17 protein-coding genes are annotated in these 20,330 nt (G+C 62.3%); 6 read left to right on the top strand and 11 right to left on the bottom strand.

All coding sequences use genetic code 11. The features are described from left to right. Genes MPN23_RS11190 through MPN23_RS11210 form a run of 5 tightly spaced genes read right to left on the bottom strand, consistent with a single transcriptional unit; the run spans nt 1 to nt 5,001 of the window. Nucleotides 1–633: a gamma-glutamyl-gamma-aminobutyrate hydrolase family protein gene (locus MPN23_RS11190; RefSeq protein WP_243544278.1), complete on the bottom strand. Its 633-nt coding sequence runs from the start codon at nt 631–633 to the stop codon at nt 1–3. A 45-nt stretch (nt 634–678) separates the two neighbouring features. Then, a complete protein-coding gene (locus MPN23_RS11195) occupies nt 679–1,407 on the bottom strand; it encodes a formyltransferase family protein (RefSeq protein WP_243544279.1) in 729 nt (242 codons plus the stop codon). Continuing rightward, nucleotides 1,395–2,102 (bottom strand): hypothetical protein, encoded by a 708-nt coding sequence (locus tag MPN23_RS11200; protein ID WP_243544280.1) that lies wholly within the window; start codon nt 2,100–2,102, stop codon nt 1,395–1,397. The genes MPN23_RS11195 and MPN23_RS11200 overlap by 13 nt, the downstream gene beginning before the upstream one ends. After that, entirely contained in the window at nt 2,099–2,608 is a 510-nt protein-coding gene (locus tag MPN23_RS11205; protein WP_243544281.1) for an adenylyl-sulfate kinase, read from the bottom strand. Before MPN23_RS11205 ends, MPN23_RS11200 begins: the two co-directional genes overlap by 4 nt. Nucleotides 2,609–2,616: 8 nt before the next feature. Then, complete coding sequence (locus MPN23_RS11210) at nt 2,617–5,001, bottom strand: PEP/pyruvate-binding domain-containing protein (RefSeq protein WP_243544282.1); 2,385 nt, start codon at nt 4,999–5,001, stop codon at nt 2,617–2,619. 302 nt (nt 5,002–5,303) lie between these two features. Between MPN23_RS11210 and hisH the strand changes: the two genes are divergently transcribed. Both hisH and hisF read left to right on the top strand, forming a co-directional pair. Beyond that, nucleotides 5,304–6,020 (top strand): imidazole glycerol phosphate synthase subunit HisH, encoded by a 717-nt coding sequence (gene hisH, locus MPN23_RS11215; protein WP_243544283.1) that lies wholly within the window; start codon nt 5,304–5,306, stop codon nt 6,018–6,020. Next, complete coding sequence (hisF, locus tag MPN23_RS11220) at nt 6,014–6,880, top strand: imidazole glycerol phosphate synthase subunit HisF (protein ID WP_243544284.1); 867 nt, start codon at nt 6,014–6,016, stop codon at nt 6,878–6,880. The genes hisH and hisF overlap by 7 nt, the downstream gene beginning before the upstream one ends. A 62-nt stretch (nt 6,881–6,942) precedes the next feature. Here hisF and MPN23_RS11225 read toward each other — a convergent pair whose 3' ends face one another. Genes MPN23_RS11225 through MPN23_RS11250 form a run of 6 tightly spaced genes read right to left on the bottom strand, consistent with a single transcriptional unit; the run spans nt 6,943 to nt 14,705 of the window. Further along, complete coding sequence (locus MPN23_RS11225) at nt 6,943–7,692, bottom strand: class I SAM-dependent methyltransferase (protein WP_243544285.1); 750 nt, start codon at nt 7,690–7,692, stop codon at nt 6,943–6,945. Beyond that, on the bottom strand, nt 7,692–10,256 hold the full coding sequence (locus tag MPN23_RS11230) for a TylF/MycF/NovP-related O-methyltransferase (RefSeq protein ID WP_243544286.1): 2,565 nt from the start codon (nt 10,254–10,256) through the stop codon (nt 7,692–7,694). Before MPN23_RS11230 ends, MPN23_RS11225 begins: the two co-directional genes overlap by 1 nt. Further along, the gene (locus tag MPN23_RS11235; RefSeq protein WP_243544287.1) at nt 10,256–11,350 is read right to left on the bottom strand and encodes a glycosyltransferase family 2 protein; all 1,095 of its coding nucleotides are present in this window, start codon (nt 11,348–11,350) and stop codon (nt 10,256–10,258) included. Before MPN23_RS11235 ends, MPN23_RS11230 begins: the two co-directional genes overlap by 1 nt. A gap of 33 nt (nt 11,351–11,383) precedes the next feature. Continuing rightward, entirely contained in the window at nt 11,384–12,286 is a 903-nt protein-coding gene (locus MPN23_RS11240; protein ID WP_243544288.1) for a glycosyltransferase, read from the bottom strand. After that, nucleotides 12,283–13,041 (bottom strand): motility associated factor glycosyltransferase family protein, encoded by a 759-nt coding sequence (locus MPN23_RS11245; RefSeq protein ID WP_243544289.1) that lies wholly within the window; start codon nt 13,039–13,041, stop codon nt 12,283–12,285. Before MPN23_RS11245 ends, MPN23_RS11240 begins: the two co-directional genes overlap by 4 nt. Next, a complete protein-coding gene (locus tag MPN23_RS11250; protein WP_243544290.1) occupies nt 13,038–14,705 on the bottom strand; it encodes a motility associated factor glycosyltransferase family protein in 1,668 nt (555 codons plus the stop codon). The genes MPN23_RS11245 and MPN23_RS11250 overlap by 4 nt, the downstream gene beginning before the upstream one ends. 441 nt (nt 14,706–15,146) lie before the next feature. Between MPN23_RS11250 and MPN23_RS11255 the strand changes: the two genes are divergently transcribed. From MPN23_RS11255 to MPN23_RS11270, 4 genes are all read left to right on the top strand, one after another. Further along, nucleotides 15,147–17,168 carry an HAD family hydrolase gene (locus tag MPN23_RS11255; RefSeq protein WP_243544291.1) on the top strand — a complete coding sequence of 674 codons (2,022 nt, stop codon included), beginning with the start codon at nt 15,147–15,149 and terminating at the stop codon, nt 17,166–17,168. A 127-nt stretch (nt 17,169–17,295) separates the two neighbouring features. Continuing rightward, nucleotides 17,296–18,381 (top strand): GDP-mannose 4,6-dehydratase, encoded by a 1,086-nt coding sequence (gene gmd, locus MPN23_RS11260; protein WP_243547383.1) that lies wholly within the window; start codon nt 17,296–17,298, stop codon nt 18,379–18,381. A 2-nt stretch (nt 18,382–18,383) separates the two neighbouring features. After that, on the top strand, nt 18,384–19,325 hold the full coding sequence (gene fcl, locus MPN23_RS11265; RefSeq protein ID WP_243544292.1) for a GDP-L-fucose synthase: 942 nt from the start codon (nt 18,384–18,386) through the stop codon (nt 19,323–19,325). A 220-nt stretch (nt 19,326–19,545) separates the two neighbouring features. Next, nucleotides 19,546–20,328: an HpcH/HpaI aldolase family protein gene (locus MPN23_RS11270; RefSeq protein WP_243544293.1), complete on the top strand. Its 783-nt coding sequence runs from the start codon at nt 19,546–19,548 to the stop codon at nt 20,326–20,328. Nucleotides 20,329–20,330: the final 2 nt, after the last annotated feature.

A 20,330-nucleotide genomic window follows, 5' to 3' on the forward strand; every position in this document is an offset into this window, starting at 1 on the left:
TCATCCTCGGCAAAAAAAGTTTTCGAAAAGCTCAATATCCCGGGCAGCAAAGGGAGCGCATCGCTCCGGATGCCACATGATCCCCAGACAACGGCCCTGCCGGGACGCGACCGCCTCGACCGTGCCGTCGTCAGCCAGGGCAAGAGGCGTCAGGGAATCCGGCAACATCCGAACGGGAATGCCGAAATCATGAAACGAATTGACCCGCTCATGCCCCGGAAGACCTGACAGCACGGACACGGAATGCATGACTCCCACATGGCCGGGCACCCGCGCCAGCTCCCCGCCAAAATGCAGGACAAGCGCCTGCATGCCTCGACACACGCCCAGCAGAGGAATGTTTTTCCTCAGGGCAAAGGCAATCATCCGAGCTTCCAGCGCCTCTCTTTCCGGTGAGGCGTTCTCCGGCTCCAGCGAAAAGAAGCCGCCGCCCCCTGACAGTACAATGCCGTCTGCGCCGACCCGCTCCAGAAAGGCTTCGCAATTCGCCACGCGAGTGGGCACCGGAATCAAGTCGAATCCGCAGGCATCGAGAAATTCCGTCCATGCCGCATCCAGACAATCCCGGACCTCGTTCCGGGCAGGCACGACCTGCACCTGCTGGGTCATGGCTATGACGGGCCGGTTCCTCATGGCCTTCTCCCATCGACACGGGCCGACGCACGGAATCGAATCCGCCTATCCACGAAACGCCTCCCGACTTTTGCAGATCGCGACATGTCGCAACAGGGGATGCATGATGTAGTGGACGCGCCCCTGTCCGGCAACATCGACAACAGGCCATTCGCCGGAATCCCGATACGAGGCAAGGGTTTCGCACAATACCCGGGCGCGGTAGCAGGAATCCAGAACATGATCCATTTCCAGCAGATCGGACTCCGGAACAACCCTGATCCGGTGCAACACGGGGCCCGAATCGATCCTGTCGGTCATGAAGATGGCCGAGGCACCGCACTCCCCATCCTGCAAATAACTGTAATAATTCGTGGTGCTCCCCTTGTAGTCGGGCAGGAAGCCCCCGTGAACGTGCAGGAACCGCTTGCCGCAGTTCAACACCGGGGAACGGAGAATGACTCCGCCGAACCCGGAATAGATGAACACGTCGCACGGGCTGGTGGCCAGAAGACGCACGGTCTCGACCGCATTGATGTCTGCCGAGGGAAGCACGTCATGCGGAATGTCCGATTCCTTCAGCAGAGAAAAGACATCCCGCCCCAGATCGACCTCGCCCCATGGAACGGCGCAGCGACCGGCGGCATCGTCCCCGACCTGTCCGGGACGCCTGTCCGGGCTTGGCAGCACAAAGGCGTGGGACGGTCCGAGTCCATGCGCCTCCAACGCCTGAAGATACACGCGCGATCGCGAAGTGTCCGCGAGCACCATGCCGACAGCGTTCAACGCAGCCATGCCGCACCTCCCTGTTCCTCCAGAAGCGAATTCACGGCCTGCACTTCCAGCAGCACTGCGACCACGCCGAACGCGGCATCCCCGGGAGACTGCGGCGCGGCGCAGACCGACCCCACAATGTCGTTGCACTTCAGCAATGCGTTGACAAGCCGCAAATCCCTGGTCCGGGAGTATTCCAGGGCAAGCAGCACGGAAAAAAGGGCATAGGGTCCGAGCTCGGCAAATCCGTCGGCCAGCCCGTCAGGCAGATTGTAGCCGACGCGAATTCTCTTGGACACCTCGAAACGGTGGACAAGAAACTCCAGCCATTGCCCGACATCCTCTCCGTCACGGACCGCAACGAGCAGGGAGTGCAGCACCGGCAGGGTTTGAAATGCCCTGTCAGTCGATTCGGGCAGCGGTTCCGCAGCCGGATCTTGCTCGTGGACGAATTCGGGCAGGCTGCGCAACGCTTCCGCGGAAAGACAAAGGCACGAGCCGCCGCCGGACAATTCCTGTCGGGCAAGGGAAGCGGCCCGGGCAAGAAAGCCCGCCATCCCGACCTTTTCGGGACAATGCCCGCCCAAGGCCATCAGCGTGCGGCTGCGATCGTCGGCATATGCCGAAAAGAATTCCGTTCCCACGAACGGGGTGTACATGTACGAATGCGGTTTGCGAATGCGATCTTCGCCGGTATACGGGTATGTTGCCGTCATGCCTGATCCACCAGTGAAGCCAGAGCCGGAGCATGGTCGAGAAGAGCCTGCACGCTCCCGGCATTCCGAATCACCAGATCCGGCGAATCGGGAACCGGGAATTCCAGATCGACTCCGGGGAAATCCCGGATTTCCCCGGCAAGAGCCTTCCTGTACAGCCCCTTGGGATCCCGATTCATCAGATCCGACATGGGCGTATCGATGAAAACTTCATGATACCTTTCGAGATGCTCCCGATTCCATGCTCTGGATTCGCGGAACACGGACAGAATGGCGCAGACCACGTTGATTCCCTGCCCTTCCAGAAAAGCTCCGAGCCGACACAGCCGTTCCGCATTGCGCCTGCGGTCCGCAAGGGAATGCCCCAGATCGTTGCCGAACACCTCGCGCACAGCGTCGCCATCCAGCAGCGCGACCTTTTTCCCGGCCTTGCGCATCAGTCGGACGGTTTCCTCCGCCAACGTGGTTTTCCCGGCCCCGGACAATCCGATTATCCAAACAACCACGACAACTCCTAAAGGGTGAGAATGTGTTCCGAAGCGCAATCAAGCCTGATTTCGGACGCACCGAGAAACTTGGCAAACAGTTGCTCGCCGCAGCCGATGGCGGCAGGAAGGTCGAGTTCGGCGCACCGAATGGCCATATGGGAATTGGCCCCGCCGTACTTGGTAACCAATCCGGCGATCCGGTGGGAGAATATCCAGTCGAACCCGGGATCGGCTCCCTCGACAAGGACTATCTTGTCCTTTAATTCCGGAATCTTGAGCTCGTCACCGCGAAGGTGGACCAGGGGAGCCTGAACTGCTTTCGTGGTAACAAAATTCGGACGTGACTTCAACAGAGGGACCACATCCACATCGGAAGGCTCAACAATGAGGTATGGCAGCCTGAGGGCCTGCGTGACCCGAAATTCACTGGCATTGCGCGCCGCAATGTCACGCAGCGAGGACTCGATGGTCTCGTCGCACGGCACATGAGAGGCGCAGGCAAGAATGTCCCGAATGTCCAGATGGGCCAGTTCCTCCCGGGTAAGGCCCACCCCCTCGCCCCAGGCCGCAATCAGTTCTATGCAGGAACTCAGATGCCGGGAGAACTTGAACTTGACATATTCCCGTCCTGCTATGGCCTCGCGCATGAAGCGGAACAGTCCTTCGGCATCCACTCCGTATCCGGTCCCGGCCAGCGCCGCATCAATCCGCATCCTCTCCTCCGGAGTCGGAACGAATTCCTCACGGCATGACCGCAGCTCCTCCCTGCCGTCATGCGACGAAGGCAACAGCGGCCGCTGGTCGTAACGCAGGGAAAGTATGTCGTAGGAACTGGGACGCAGATGCCCGTATCTCTTCAGGAACTCCTTGCGGGGCAGGACACCGTCCTGCAATAGCGCCAGATCATCAAGAAAATCGGAAAGCACGGTCCGGATCGAACTCCGGAACTCCTGCGCCCGTTCCGGCCGAAGAGCCTTGAGGTTGATCAGGGAGCGAAGCATGCTCTCGGCAATGAACGCGCATCTGGCAACAATGGAAAACGGCCGGGTTCCGTTGATGCGGCAATCCTCCAGCAGCATCCGGATGAACAGGAGCCGGGACACGGCGCCGTCGCCCACGCGCTCCCGGTCGCCATTCAACTTGTCCAGCCGCTCCACTCTGTCGAGATTGGCTCGCAACAGTCCGAAGTCGTCATCAAGAATTTGCCGGGTCAGTTGCTTGAGCGCATCCTCGAACTCGTCCAGCCGATCCGGCGAAAGACCGGCCAGCAACCGAGGCGCGACATGCGTCCGGAAATCCGGAGTGTGCACCGTGACGGCCACCTCGAACTCGACCTTGTCATGCAATTCCGGATGCGCCACCAAACGGTCCAGCCAGAGGGAAACCAGCGTTTCGGCCAGTTCCGGGCGCACCTCGGCGGGCAGAAAGGAGTTGAAGCTCTCGCGCACATCGATGTACTGGCGGCCGCCCAGCCCGACCATGAGCGGCCGGTTGCTCATGTCCCTGTACCCCATCTCCGCCCGGGCCTCGGCCCAGACCGAATCCGTAATCAGATGCTCGTACAGGGAAACCGCGAGCCTGCGCGGAGCCGCGCCCAGCATTTCCACGGGATTCCAGTCCGGCATGATGCCGAAGACCGAACGGGAACCTGCCGCCCCGAACACCGGACGCATCCGGTCCTTCACGAACGCCTTCACCCCTTCGAGCACATCGTTGACGCGGCGGGTCACGCTGCGGTTCCAATTCCTGCTCACGGCCATGGGCCTGATCTGCACGACATGAACGGTCTCGTCGCTGGAGACGATGAATTCGATATCCAGACAATCGCATCCGGTCAGGGACTCGATCTCGTCCACGGCGGCAAGCAGCTTGCGGAATCTCGACGAAGTCACGCTGGAAACGAAATCGCGACGCACTGCCAGGGTACGGTTGATGTCTCCGTTCCCGGCCGTGACGGAGTCGAACCGTCCCGACGAGTCATCGTAATTGATGATGTAGTAGGGTGCCCCGCTGTTCAGGTCCTGGGTAAAGACCACGCCTGCCATATCGATGTCCTGCAACATGGGCTGGATCAGAATCTGATCCTCCGGATTCTCTCCCCTCACCTTCGCATAGGAGGCTATCACGCTTTCCACGGCACGGGACAGGGCTTCATCTTCGGACGACAGGGGCACATCGGGCACGCTGTCGAACATGCCGGCCATGGAGGATTCCACGCTGTCCTCTCCCCGGGCGCTGCTCCGGACGATGACGGCCGGACAATGGAACGCGTCGCGAACCGCATCAAGCACCGCAGCGCTGTCACTGTGCCACTGCTCCACGGTGAACACATGATTGTCCGGGATCACGCATCGATGGATGTGACAACGCAACTGGTCCAACGTATTCGCCTTGGTGCAGAAGGAAAACATAGCTACCTGCGCATGTTTTGCTTTTCGAAAAAAAAGGGACTGGAAAACTTCCGTCCCGCCATCCGGACATTCAACCCAAAAAGACACTGCCAACGCCAAAAGACATCAGGCCGCTGAAATTCCGATTCGTGCTCAGAGCAAAGCAATTTCAATACCAGAACCGATTTGCCATGCCCGGGCCGAACGGCCCGGCGCTCCGGGGTCCTGTTGCAGCCGTTGCCGACTTGCAGTATGTTTTGCCTATCATCCGGCCCCGGACGTTCCGAAACCGGTGCTTCAACATCGGCCCGCCTGGTCAGCCAATGCAGGAAAAAGAAACGACACCAACAGGTTCCCCGGTCACATTTTCCGGCGCGATCATCCGTTCCTACGCGGAACAGGGCATTGTCCCGCCGCGCATCGGAATCATCAGCCTCGACAGCGGCAACATCCGTTCCGTTGCCAATGCCCTGTCCATTCTCGGGGCGGAAGTGCGGGAAATCCGCACCCCGAAGGAATCCGCCGGTCTGAATGGCGCAATGATCCCGGGCGTGGGAGCGTTTCCCGCAGCCATGCGCAACCTGAAACGAAACGGGCTGGACAAGGCTCTGGCAGAACTGGCCAGACAGGGGCTTCCCCTGTTCGGCATATGCCTTGGCATGCAGCTCCTGACCAACTCTTCCGACGAATTCGAACCCACTCCGGGTCTTGGACTCGTCCCGGGGCAGACTCGAACCATGAAAGCCGCGCAACTTCCCCTGCCGCATGTCGGCTGGAACCGAATACGCATCGCGCAAGGCGTGCCCATGTACTCGGGCATCCCGGACAACACCCACTTCTACTTCGACCACTCCTACGCGGTATCCTGCGACCGGACCGTCATCTCGGCAAGAGCGGACTATGGCGGCTCCTTTGTCGCATCCGTGTGCAGCAGCAACATCTGGGGAACGCAGTTCCATCCAGAAAAAAGCCAGCTCTGGGGTCTCAAGCTGCTCAGAAACTTTCTCGACTTCACGATCGACGCGAGGGGCGCATGCTGAAACACCGCATAGCCGCCAAGCTGCTCATCGCCGGCGGAATCTGTGTCCAAAGCCGACAATTCCGGTTCCGCCAGCCCATAGGCAAACCGGAAATAGCGATTTCCCACCTCAACACCTGGGGCGTGGATGAAATCGTCTGCCTGCACGCGGACAACGCAGGCCGATTCGATGCCGACGATTTCAAGGCCATTGCCCGATATGCCCGACACTGTCTGGTGCCCCTGTCAATCGGCGGCGGCTTCGGTTCCGTTGAACAAATGTGTCAGGCCCTGCATTGCGGTGCGGACAAGATCGTCGTCAACACGCTTCTCCACACCAATCCCGATGTCATTTCCGCAGCAACCGAACGCTTCGGCAGGCAGTGCATGATCATTTCCGTGGACGTGCGCCGCGAAAACGACAACTGGTGCGTCTGCACGCACGGCGGCAGACAGCGTGCCCCTCTCTCCCTCAAGGAGACCCTGACACGGGCCGAAGCCTGCGGAGCCGGTGAAATACTGCTCCAAAGCATGGACCGCGAAGGCACAGGAACCGGCCTTGATCGAGATCTGCTCAAGGAAATATCGGGTTTGACCAATGTGCCCGTCATTCTTGGCGGAGGATACGGCAGGCCGAGCCACCTCGTCCCGGTCTTTTCCGCCGGGATTTCGGCTGTGGCCATAGGCAACGCCCTGCATCACACGGAACACAGCGTCTGTCTGATCAAGGCGTTCCTCGATGACCGGGAAATCCCGGTGCGGCACGACCTGCCTCTGCGCTACGGTCCGAAGCAGATCGACAGTCAGGGCCGTCCTGCCGGAATCGACGAAAGGGAACTCCTGAAACTTCGCTTTCAGGGCATCTCCCCCATGGTCATCTGACAGCCATGCTGCCAAGGCCTATGTCCGAATTCAAAGAACAGAAAGAACGCAGGGCCGCATGATCACTCCTCGGGCCTGACCGCTTCCATGAACAGGGAATCCGGCTTGCGCACTGCGCCCGAGGCATCGGTGTCCAGATCGTACCCCGCGAATCCCGGGATGGCGGACTCGTCGGCCCGCACGACTCTCGGAGCAGCAAAACCGGCCCGGAGCAGAAGCCCGCTCAGGGAATGGCGGTCGTACATCCACTGATGCACCTCGCCGGAAAGGCGGAATGCGCCGAGCTCCTCGGCGGTCCGGGGACGCGGAGCGGGCACATGGCCCCGCCTGCGCAGCATGGCCACGGCATTCGCCGCCTCCTGTCCGCACCGGTCCAGAACGAAATCTCCGGCAGGCAGGGGATCCCGGGCCCAGTACTCCAGCATCTCGCCGCCCGGCACGGTCCTGACCATCTGGTCGAACATCTCGACAACGATCCATTCGTACCGCTCCTGCGCCGTCCGGTCGCCGGCAATCGCCCGGTCGAGCAGGTCCAGATACAGACGGGCCATGATCTCGAAATCCGGCACGGCCACGCGAAGCACCCCGCCGGGCCGGAGTACCCGGAGGAATTCCCTGACCGCAGTCAGGCTGTCATGCCGGGTGAAATGCTCCACAACATGCGAGGCGTACACCGCATCCATGCTCCGATCGTCCAGTGCCAGTCCACGGACCGGATCGCCCTCCAGCACGTCGGGGCTGCGCGGCTTCACGTCCATGTTGATCCAGTCGGGATGATGTCGGCTGCCGCACCCGATGTTGAGCAGCTTCATCAGGCGTCCCCCCATGGCTTCACGGCCAATCGTCCGGTGTAGTCCATGCGGGTCAGCAGCAGCTTGAGGCCGTGCTTCCCGATATATTCGTCAACAGCCTTTCGTGCCCCCTTCCAATGGCCGTAGTCGTCGATGACAAGCACGCCGCCGGGCGAAAGACGCGGGTACAGATGCTCCAGTTCGTGCCGGGTGGACTCGTACCAGTCCGTGTCCAGCCGCAGAAGCGCGATGCGTTCGGGTGCGGCATGGGGCAGGGTCTGCTCGACCGGTCCGCGAACAAGATGAATCCTGTCCTCGGGATATCCGGTGGAAAGCATGTTCGTTCGCACCTCTTCCAGACCGGCCTGACACCATGTGCTTGCCCCCTCCGGAGTCCGGCTTTCCAGATACACGGGTTCGGCCATGGAGCCGTCGAACGCCTCGTCCCTGTCCGAAGGCGCGGTCATTCCGGCAAAGGTGTCGAAAAGATACAGGTCGCGATCCGCGCCCTCATGGGCGAGCAGGGCCAGAGCCGAGGCCATGGATGAGCCGCCCTTCCACACCCCGCACTCCACGATGTCGCCGGGAATGCCTGCTCTGGCGATGTATTCCACGGCCCTGATCAGGCCGAGCATGCGCTCTCCCGAAGTCATGGAATACGCGCAGCAGGCCCGGATGATGCCCTTTTCGGCTTCGTTGCAGTCCAGACAGAATTTCATGTGACGTTCCTTTTCGGGTTCGGTGGATTGTCCCGGGCCTTGCGGCCCGGACTTTCCGAGCAGCTTTCGCGCCAGCTCCAGGGCGTGCTTGTCCCGATGCAGGCGGTATTCGCGGAAAAACAGTTTCAGTGCGCGACGGGGCTCGCCAAGAGCGAGCAGGGCCTGACCACGCTTCTTGTGCAGTCCCGGCAACAGGGAGTTGGCAACCGACATGCGCTCCACCAGTTCCAGGGAATCCTGCGCCCGCCCGGCAATGCGCAGGGCATCGCACAAGGCAAGGCCGATCCTGCTTTCGGCACGTCGCTCGTACAGGTCGCCCAGCCAGTCCGCAGCCGGATCGGGCTGTCCGGCCGCCACGAGCAGGCCGCCCCGGACCAGCGCAAGCTCTCCATCGTCGGGCATGTCCCTCAACAGGGAATCCACCACGTCCAGAGCCGCGCCGCAGTTGCCTGCGTCGCGCAACTCGAATGCCCGGCCGATGGCGTGGGCAACGGTCTGCTGCCGGGTCTTCTCCGCCTTGTACCGGAGTCCGGCGCCTTCGGGAAAGACCACCGGATCAGGCTCCTGCCGGGTCGGTACGGTCGGAACCGGACACGCATCCAGCAATTCCCGGAACAGGGACTCGTACTGCTTGGCGGCCACGGACAGGGCGTAGCGTTCCACAGCGGTCTCCCGCGCACATGCGCCCATGCGCTCCGAGGCTTCGGAGTCGGCCAGCAGCCGCACGGTCATGTCCGCCAGCGCATCCACATCGCCGGGCGCAGCCAGAAATCCCTGCTTCCCGTGCTCGATCATGTCCGGCACGCCGCCCACGTCAAAGGCCGCAACCGGAGTGGCGCAGGCCATGGCCTCGTGTACCGTGTTGGGCAGATTGTCGTAACCGGACAGGGTGACCACGCAATCCCCGGCCGCATACACACGCGCCAGAGCCGCTTCGTCATGCATTTCGCCAAGGCATCCGGCAGGCACGGGAAGCTGCGACAAATCCCTGTCTGTCCCCCCGAAGAACACGACCTTGAGCCGCTCGCCCCACTCCGGATTCCGCTTCGCCGCGCAGGCCAGACGGTCCAGAAAGGCATCGGCAATGCGCGCGCCCTTGCGCACGTCCTCCAGAGTGGACGCGGGCATGAGCACGATCCTGTCATGCGGCGAAAATCCGAGGTGCCGCTTGGCTGCGGCCCGCGAATGCGCAGGACGGAACACGTCCGTGTCCATGCCGCTCGGGATGACCTCGATCCGCTTGTCTCCGAGCAGGACGCTGGTCCGCGCGCGTTCGGCCAGCCAATGACTCGTGGTGACCACGGTCAGGGGCAGATCGCGAAATACGGCCCTTTTTTCGGCAAAGGCGCGTGCAATTTCAGGCCGGGCCGTCCGTTCCACCTGCGGGCAGTCCATGCAGGCACGCGTGAATCCGTCGCATTCCGCCGCGTAATGGCATCCCCCGGTAAACGCGCTCTCGTCATGCAGGGTCCAGACAAGCGGCTTGCCCAGCCGCGCCAGCGACGCAATGTTCCGCGCATCCAGAAACCAGGTGTTCCAGTGCAGGTTGATCACGTCGGCCCAGCCAATGGCCGGGTCTCCGGAAATATCCACGCCCGGGCCGGGCGGCGTGACCATGCTCACGCATCGATCCGTGGCAAGCCGCTGCCACTTGCCGCGCAGGTCGCCCCAGGTCTCCTCCATGGCTGCGACCATGTCCGGACCAAGACGGTCCCCGACACATTCGATACCGGGGCGGGACAGACTGCGACGCAGACACAGGAGCACGCCATCGGTTTCGGAGCGGCGCAGGGCCTCCCAGATGCGGATGGAACAGCGGGCAGCGCCGCCCATGCGATCATTGGTGCTGACAAGAGTGACGCGCATCAGGCCTTGCCTCCGTCGGGCAGCCCGGACAGCCGCCGGATCAGTTCCCTCAGGTTGCGGCATCCGCCCAGATCGGCATCCAGCTCGCGCAGCCAGGGCAGAACCCGTGGCGCGACCTCGGGCCAGACGTTTTCCGGCCACTCGGATTCCCTGCGACACAGGACGCGCAGGATGTTGAACCGCACGGTTCCCATGAGACCGTCCACGGACAGCAGCCGGACAAACGGCAGGGATATTTCCCGGGCAAGCTCCCGGGCCGTGTCCCGATGTCCGCTGGCGGCAGCCATGATTCCCGCGCCCAGCGCCCGGTTCACGCGGTCGCGCCGGGCCAGCACGTCGCCCATGGGGCCGGAATATTCCGGCAGGCACGGTCCCGGAGCAAGCCCCTTGTACATCTGGTCCAGAACCTCGACGCACTGGGCATGATGAAACCCGAGCCGCGTATGCACCGTGCTGGCCGGGTGCTGCACCCAGCCAACCCGGCAGGATCGGACCTTGAGAAAGCAGCCGCCCGTGCGCAGCATCCGCTGCCACAGGTCGAAATCCTCGGCCGGGCTCAGTTCCTCCCGGAATCCGCCCACCAGATCAAGGGCGCTCCTGCGCAGGATCACGCAGGTGGGCGCGAACGCCGATCCCGTGACCGAGGTGAAATACATCCTGTCAAAAGGCAGGGAATAGTCGAACAGCGGCCCTTCCAGCAGTTTTTCGCCGTGCTCGTCAATGAAATCCGCCGGGCAGTACACGCCCATGATTTCGGGGTCATCCTGTTCGAGAAAGGGCTTCATCCGCGCCTCGACGGCATTGTCCGGCCAGACGTCGTCGCAATCCAGAAACGCGATGAACTCGCCTCGGGCCTCGGCAATGCCCCGGTTGCGCGCGGCTCCGGCCCCGGCGTTGTCCTGCCGCACCCAGCAAAGATGCGACCGTTCCCGGGCAAGCTCCGCAAGCGCGTCGGGAGTATCATCCACGCTGCCGTCGTCCACGACCACGATCTCCAGAGGCGCATAGGTCTGCGCATCGAGCATGGGAATGACGCGACGCAGTTCCCTTGCGCCGTTGTAGGCAGGAATGACAATGGAAACCAGGGGGTGCATGTTTTCTCCTCTGCACAGGCCGTCGAAAACGACCTAAAAGATGTATCGCAGCGTGCGCTGCCAGTTCGAATCCCTGCCTCCATGCTTGAAGGCGCTCACCTGCTCGGCCAACCCGAAAAACGCCAGCATGGGACTCAGGCCCATGGCGGCCAGAACCGGAACCACCCGCCTGCGGATTCGGGTTTCCACGGGACCGCACACGCGCCATCCCCGCTCCCGAAGCACCTGTGCGGCTTCGGCCTCGTAGGCTCCGGACCGGGCGGTCTTCTGCGCGGGATGCACCCGGTAGGCAGCCAGAGGCGAGGCCACCACATGCAACTGCGCATGCTCAAAGAATCTGGCCCACAACTCGAAATCCGCAGCCATATCCAGGGAAGGATCGAACCGCGCCCCGGCCTTTTCCCACAGGGAACGCCGCCAGAACGTGCAGTCCTGCTGAATGAAATACCGGGCGTAATGATCCATGCCGGGCAGATTCATGCCCCGGCGAAAGGATTCCGCGCCGTAGCCCCAGCGAACATCCACGCCCACGGACGCGCCGCTCTGGTCGAAGGTCATGGGGTAGACGCTGGTCAGCCACTCCACCTCGGGGTACCGGGAAAATATCTCGGCTGCCACGGAAAAGGCCCACGGCATGTAGACGTCATCCGCATTGAGCCAGCACAGCACGTCGCCACCCACCCGACGAAACCCCTCTTCCACAGCAGCATACTGGCCGCTGTCCGGTCCGCTGTGCCAGCCGAATCGTCTGTCCGCGCTCCCGGCATACTGTTCCTCGGCGCGTTTCAGGATCGCAAGGGAACCGTCGTCGGACCCGCCGTCCATGACCAGATGGTTCACGGCAAACGGTCCCTCCTGATCCATGACGCTGGCCACGGCCTGACTCAGGAAACCCGCCTGATTGAAGCTGGGGGTGACAACGCCGAAGGTGATCATGAAGCGACCGCGTCCGGTTCCGGAAACAGGGCATGGAAATCAGCCTTCTCGAAAACCTGAAGCCGTCCTCCCACCGTGGCGTCCACGATCCGGCGACCGTTGGCCTCGAAGAATTCCCGCGCCATGCGATAGACCTCTTCCGATCCTTCCAGATCCGGAAGCTGCCACCGGGTGCCCGGCCCGAAATAGTTGGGATGGAAATGGTTGGGGTCCTCGGTCTCGGCAGTGACCAGCCTGTTGGGGTCGCAGGGCGCGTTGTAGCTGTGGTCCACGCCCACCAGCACGACCTCGGAAAACCCCATCCAGCAGGCCACCTGCATGGCACAGAAGGTCACGGTGTGCAGCAGCAGCCATCCCCGGCGCAGATCCGGGGAAAACTCCCGGCGCACGATATCCCGCACGAAGACCACCTCGTCGTTCTCGGGCATGAGCGGAATGCCGGCATGGCTGAAGAACTTGGGTCCGGGCAGGGACATGATGCCGTCCCGGTCCTGGGCCATGACATAGGGATTGACCGTGACATGATACGTAGGCGCAAAGCCCATGGCATCGACATGCAGGAAAATCTTGTTCAGCCCGAAGGTGGGCACGTTTTTCAGCCGGGTCAGGTCGGTCCTGAGCAGACTCGGCCCGTTGCCGATGATCACGCAGCGTTCGCCCGCATGAATGTCCCGGAACCGCGCAACGCGCTCCTCGTGCCGGGTCAGGGTCTCCTCAAGGGGATACCCGCGCAAATCCCACAAATCCTTCATCATGCGCACGCCTCCGCATTTTCGCCCACCAGCGCGTCATAGTCCGCCTTGGTGAAGATGGTCAGTTTGCCGCCGATGGTGGCGTCCACGATGCGCCTGCCCACGGATTCGAACACCCGCCCGGCCATGGCATAGCAGAACTCGGATTTTTCCAGATCCGGATACTGCCACGCAACGCCCTTGCCGAAATAGTCCGGATGAAAATGGTTCACGTCCGCGCCCTGGCTGATCTCCAGCGCATTGGCCGGACCGCTGTGGGTGAAGTTGTGATCCACGCCCACGAGCACGACCTCGGAACAGCCCAGATGAAAGGCCAGCTGCATGGCGTTGAAGGTCACGGTCCAGCCCGAGGCCCAGACATGGCGCGAAATGTCGCGGTAGAAGATGAGCGGATCGCCATATTCCAGAAGGAAGGTGTTCCAGCCGTTGCGCACAAAGGCCCTTCCCCCGGCCGAAAGCAGCTTGATGGAATCCAGTTCGTCGAAATCCGGGCCGAACTGGCGCAGCACATGGTCGTTCACCGCGCAGAGAAACGTGGGCTGGAATCCCATGTTTTCGTAATTGAGATAGATGCGGTTCAGGCCGATGGTGTATTCGTTGCGCAGCCGGGTCAGGTCGGTCCGGAGCAGGCTCGGCCCGTTGCCGATGATGAAGATGCGCTCCCCGGCAAGACAGCCCCCGAGTTCCGGCAGGGAAGTCATGCGCCCGCGCACCTGCTCCGGCGCGTTGTCCGGCATGCCCACGGGCAGGTCGGCGAAACGCCGTTTTCCGGTGCCGCGCCGGAAGTGACGGATGGCAAGCTCCCGTGTCCTGTCGTCCTTGGCCCCGTGAAACAGAGGCAGTCTGTCCGCAAAGGTCCGGATCACGTTTTCCGGAGTCCGCTGCGTCTTGAACTCGCACCGGATCAGGTCGTCCCGGTTGGGATGTTCGCGCGAGGGCCAATCCATGGGGTCATTCGACCCGGTCCGCTCCCGCCAGTACAGGGCAAAGATGAAGTAGTCCCAGGACACGTCGTAGCTGCTGATGACCGGGCCGTAGAAGAAATTGTTCGCACCGGTGGATTCCGGATGGTCCGCGTACTGCCACCAGGGATTGTCGTAGCGTTCGGAAAAATGGCGTTCAAGGGGCAGCTCGCGCAGCTTCACCGGATCATAGACCGAACATCCGGCCCAGTGGGTCGGCATGGATTTGCCGCACACCATGCCCTCCTTGAGATGCCCGAACACCGGGCCGCCATCCTGCCGAAAGGCGTCCTCGATGTCGCGCAGCCAGCCATGCTTGAGCACCACGCAATCAGGCTCGATGATCAGGAACGGTTCGTCCAGACACTGGATGTACTTGTGCAGGCAGAGATTCCACCACAGGATGGACTGCTTCTGGGCATAGTTCCGCCCCACTCCGCCTTCCCGCGAAAGGAACTCCAGATTCGGATCGTCCCGGCGCATGGCCTCGGGCACGGGATCCTCGGGCCAATCCGTGCAGAACACCGCATTCCTCCGCTCCATGAACCGGGTCACGGTATCGGCGATCTCCAGCGACTCCGGAACGTTGCCATACTGAAGATGGTAGAGGGCCTCGGTTCCTTCGTCCACGGACATGAGCAGCTCCAGCAGCAGCCGCGCCGAATGCTGGTCCTTGCGGTGAAAATTCAAGACTACATGCATCATCGATCACATCCTCGGGTTCCGAGTTCTCCTGCGCGTCAGCGCTATGCATCTTCTCGGAAGTCCCCAAATTTTCTTTAGTCTGTAAATAAAAAGTCCTGATGCGTCCAGAAGTTGGCAGAGACGACAACCAGCCGATTCTCTCTGCAAACTCACGCTTTCCCGCCCAAAAGCCCCCCTCCGGCCAGCATGGATGATCATTTTGTTACCGAATAATTTTCAACGGGCGTTTTTGCCGGGCAGGCAGAAAATGCAAATTTCATTCCCGTCATTTGGCGAACGGCAAGGCTTCCGCGCATCCTTCGTGCCGCAACCGCAAGGCCGTGGCGAACTGGAACGGAAAATGCTACAACTTTCGGGACATCCTGTCCGGCCGGGCGAGCCTTTCACGGCAACACGCAGACAAAGGATGGAAAAAGTTTTTCGAGAAAACGGGAGAGAAGCTTGTCACTCACAACGCGCTGTCATTCCTTTGACGTCTTCGACACCTGCCTTGTCCGCACCTGGGCACGGCCGCAGGACATGTTTCATGCCCTTGCCCGGCGCCTGCTGTCCCGCAACGGCAACGCGCCGACCCCGGACATGATCCATGATTTCGTGCGCGAACGGGTGGAAGCGGAACGCCGTGCGCGCCGCACCATGCCCGGGCACAGGGAAGACATTGAACTGCGCGACATCTACGCGGCCTATCCCTCGCCCCCGCCCTTCGGCATTGCCCCGGACGAAATCATGCAGGCCGAACTGGACATGGAACGCGAATGCCTGCGACCGATTCCGGCCATGCGCGAGGAAATGGCAGCCCTGCGCAGACAGGGCGCCCGCATCGTCTATGTCTCGGACATGTTCCTGCCCGAATCCTTCGTGGCGGACAGGCTGCGCGAACACGGCTTTCTGGAATCCGGAGACCGTGTCTATGTCTCGGGAACGCGCGGCGAGACCAAGCACACCGGCAACCTTTTCAGACGCGTGCTGTACGACCTCGGTCTGGCCCCCGGCAACCTGCTCCACACCGGGGACAATCCCCATACGGACGTGGCCGTGCCGCGTTCCCTGGGCATCCGCGCACGCCATGCCACGGACGCGATCCTGACCGGTCCGGAGCAGGCCATGCTCCCGACAGACGGACGCACCAGCCTGACCTGTTCGGCGCTGGCCGGGGCAGCCCGGCTGGCACGGCTTTCCCCGGGCGTGGACGGCACGGACTTCCCGGCTGCCCGCGTGGCTGCGGACGTGGCCGGTCCGGCCGTTGCCGGATTCGTGGCCTGGGTTCTGGACAAGGCACGAGAACAGGGCATCAAGCGGCTCTGGTTCGTGGCCCGGGACGGCCAGATCATGCACAAGACAGCCCGCGAACTGCTCGGCGGTGAAAAGGGACCGGAATGCCGCTACCTGTACGGTTCGCGACAGGCCTGGTTTCTGCCGAGCATCACGGAATTCTCCCCGGAAACCACGGAATGGCTCGTCATCCCGGGGCACTGCTCCCGCCCCGCCTCCATCGTTGCCAAGCTCGACTGCACGCCCGAGGAAATCGAGGACGCGGCAGGCATCCGGCCGGGACCGGAATTCTGGGAAACCCGGCTGTGCAACGGAGACAGGGACAGACTCGCGGCTCTGCTCCGGACATCGGGCGTACGCCGACTGGTGGAAGCCAAGGCCCGCGACGCGCGCCAACGGCTGGTCGCCTATCTCGAACAGGAAGGCGTGGTCCCGGGAAAGCCCGTCACGCTGGTGGACGTGGGCTGGACCCTCAAGGCACAGCAGGCCCTTGGCCGCGTGCTGAAGGCTGCCGGAATGGACTGCCCGGTGTCCGGATTCTACTTCGGCGTGTCCCAGAGCGCGCTGACAGCTTCCCGGGCAGGGGCGTATCAGGCGTATTTTCTGGAACGCGACGCATGGTTCGACCGGACCGAACCCATGAACTTTCTTTTCCGCAACGCGAATTTCGTGGAACAGGTCATGACTGCGGCCACGCACGGCCAGACCACAGGATACGCCCGGGACGACGAAGGACGCATGCAACCGGTACTCCGCCCCGATGCGCGGACCACGGAAGACCTGAACGCGGTATGCGACATGCAGGCCCGGGTGCTGGCTTTCACGCGACAGGCCCGGGCTTCCGGCGCGCTGGACAACCCGGACGCGGCTCGCAACGCAACGCTTGCCGCGCTGCGAAAATTCCTGTCCGATCCGAATCCGGACATGGCCCGGGCCGTGGCGGACCGCCCCGTGTTCGACGACCAGAACGAAACGCGTCGCCGGGTGCTGGCCCGTCCGGTTTCCCTGTCTCTGCTGGCCAGGCTCGCAATGCAGGAAGCCGGATTTTCCCGATTCCTGCCTGATTCCGACTATGGAGCATCGTTCGACTGGATCGAGGGAGCCATCGCGCTTTCCCCCCGGTGGATGCGCCCCCTGCTACGTTCCCCGCGGATGTTCCAGCAGCTCAAGACATACCGGAAATCCTTGTAATTGAAGAAATCCCCAAGGCCAAACCGAATTTACAACCCCTGGTCATTAAGTTACTGAATGAATTTGCCGATAGAGCCGCCATGAACCCGCTCCATCAGGAAAACCCGGGAGGGAAAAAACCCGAATGATGAAAAAAGCCCTTATCACCGGCATCACGGGCCAGGACGGCTCCTACCTTTCGGAACTGCTTCTGGCAAAAGGCTATGAAGTGCACGGCATCAAGCGCCGGGCCTCGCTCTTCAACACGGACCGGGTCGATCACCTCTATCAGGACCCCCACGAAACGGACCGCCGCTTCTTCCTCCATTACGGGGACGTAACCGATTCCACCAACCTCATCCGGGTGATGCAGGAAGTCCGGCCCGACGAGATCTACAATCTCGCGGCCCAAAGCCATGTTGCGGTTTCCTTCGAGACCCCGGAGTACACTGCCGACTCCGTGGGACTCGGAACCCTGCGCATGCTCGAAGCCATCCGCATCCTCGGACTGGCCGAGACCACCCGTTTCTATCAGGCGTCCACATCCGAACTCTACGGCAACAACACGGACACGCCCCAGAGCGAAACCACGCCGTTCCGGCCCAGTTCGCCCTATGCCGCGGCCAAGCTGTATGCCTACTGGATCACCGTGAACTACCGGGAAGCCTACGCCATGCATGCCAGCAACGGCATCCTGTTCAACCATGAATCCCCGCGCCGGGGCGAAACCTTTGTCACCCGCAAGATCACCCAGGGGCTGGCCATGATCAGGGCCGGACTGCGCGACGCGGTGTGGCTGGGCAATCTTGATGCCCGACGCGACTGGGGCCATGCCCGGGACTATGCGGAAATGATGTGGCTCATCCTCCAGCAGGATGAACCCGACGATTACGTCGTGGCCACAGGCGAACAGCATTCGGTGCGTGAATTCGTGGAGACCGCGGGCCGGGAGCTGGGCATGGACATCCGCTGGCAGGGCAGCGGCCTTGACGAATGCGGCGTGGATGCGGTCACGAACCGCACCGTAATCCGCGTGGACCCGCGCTATTTCCGGCCCACGGACGTGGAAGACCTGCTGGGCGACGCGACCAAGGCGCACGAGAAGCTCGGCTGGAAATCCCGGACCACGTTTCAGGAGTTGGTAAGCGAGATGGTCAGGGAGGATTTGCGGCTGGCGGAATTTTCCAAACTGTGCTGTGAAAACGGCTTTGAATCCCTCATCCCCAGAGGCTGACCATGTGGAACGGCAAAAAGGTATTCGTGGCCGGACATCGCGGCCTTGTCGGTTCGGCCGTGGTGCGTCGGCTGCAAAGGGAACAGGGGGTGCGCATCGTGACGCGCACCCGCAGCGAGCTTGATCTGACGCGACAGGCGGACGTGGAACGTTTCTTTGCCGAAGAGCGGCCCGACTGCGTGATCCTTGCGGCGGCAAAGGTGGGCGGCATTCACGCCAATGCCACCTACCCGGCGGACTTCATCCGGGACAACCTGCTCATTCAGGACAACGTGATCAATGCGGCCCATGCCAACGGCGTGGGAAAATTCGTGTTCCTCGGTTCCTCGTGCATCTACCCAAAGCATGCGCCCCAGCCCATTCCCGAAGAAGCCCTGCTCACCGGACCGCTGGAGCCGACCAACGAATGGTACGCTCTGGCCAAGATTTCCGGCATCAAGCTGTGCCAGGCCCTGCGCCGCCAGTACGGATTCGACGCCATCAGCCTGATGCCCACCAACCTGTACGGTCCCAACGACAACTATCACCCGGAAAACTCCCATGTCGTGCCCGGGCTGCTCCGACGCATGCACGAGGCCCGCGAGGCCGAAGCCGATTCGGTCCGGGTCTGGGGATCGGGCGCGGCGCTCCGGGAATTCATGCACGTGGACGATCTGGCCGACGCCATCGTGTTCCTTGCCGAACACTACAGCGAGGAAATGCATGTCAACGTGGGAACCGGGCGGGAAGTGAGCATCCGGGAGCTGGCCGAGACCATCCGCGACGTGGTGGGCTTTGCCGGAAAGCTGGAGTTCGGCGATGCCGGTCAGGACGGCACGCCCCGAAAGCTCGTGGATTCCTCGCGGCTCGCGGCCATGGGGTGGAAGCCGACCGTGGATCTGGAAACCGGACTGCGCAACGCCTATGCCTGGTATCTGGAGAACATGGCCAAAGCGCGGGGCTGACGGCCCGGAAAGGATTCCGGAAAAACGCCGCCTTTCGGGACAAGGCGGCGGATCGCCTTTTTCCGGGATTCCGTCAAAGGCAGGAGTATTGCAAGGGTCATGGTCCAGACCGCCCGGCTGTCCGGAATTTTGACAGGGCGACTCGATCTTTCCCGAGAACACAGGTTCTCCGCCCGGGACAGCCGGGTGCGAAACCTCTTGAAAAACGGAAGCAAGCAGCATGAAATCCTCTTTTCGCTCCCGGCTCTGCGCCGGGGAAACGCTGACCGGCTCATGGCTGACCATCGGCTCCACCACCACGGCGGAGATCATGGCCTCGGCCGACTTCGACTGGCTGACCATCGACATGGAGCACAGCGCCATCGGACTGGGCATGGCGCAGGAAATGATCCGCACCGTGGAAGCCCGGGGCGTGACCCCGCTGGTCCGCGTGGGACACAACCAGCCCAACCTGATCAAGCGGGTCATGGACGCGGGCGCAACCGGCGTGATCGTGCCCATGGTCAACACGGCCGAGGAAGCGGAACAGGCCGTGCAATCGGTCAAGTATCCGCCGCGCGGCTTTCGCGGAGTGGGGCTTGCCCGCGCCCAGCAGTACGGATTCGGGTTCGAGGAATACCAGCAGTGGAACCACGACAACAGCGTGGTCATCGTTCAGGTGGAACACATCGAGGCCGTGAACAATCTCGAATCCATCCTTGCCGTGGACGGCGTGGACGGATTCATGGTCGGTCCCTACGATCTTTCCGGCTCTCTGGGCATGCCCGGCAACTTTTCCCATCCCGACGTGAAGGCGGCGCTGGAGCGGGTCGAAGCCATTGCGGCAGGGAGCAGGGCGGCTCCGGGCTTTCACGTGGTCCAGCCCGATCCGGACGCGCTTGAGGCCAAACGCGCCAAGGGCTACCGCTTCCTTGCCTACGGTCTCGACAGCCTGTTTCTGGGCGCAGGAGCGCGAAAGGCCGCGACCGAAGCTCGCAACCCGGCCGGGCAATCCCGAGGCTAGCC

Origin of the sequence: Pseudodesulfovibrio tunisiensis, assembly GCF_022809775.1 — a bacterium.
Lineage (GTDB): Bacteria > Desulfobacterota > Desulfovibrionia > Desulfovibrionales > Desulfovibrionaceae > Pseudodesulfovibrio > Pseudodesulfovibrio tunisiensis.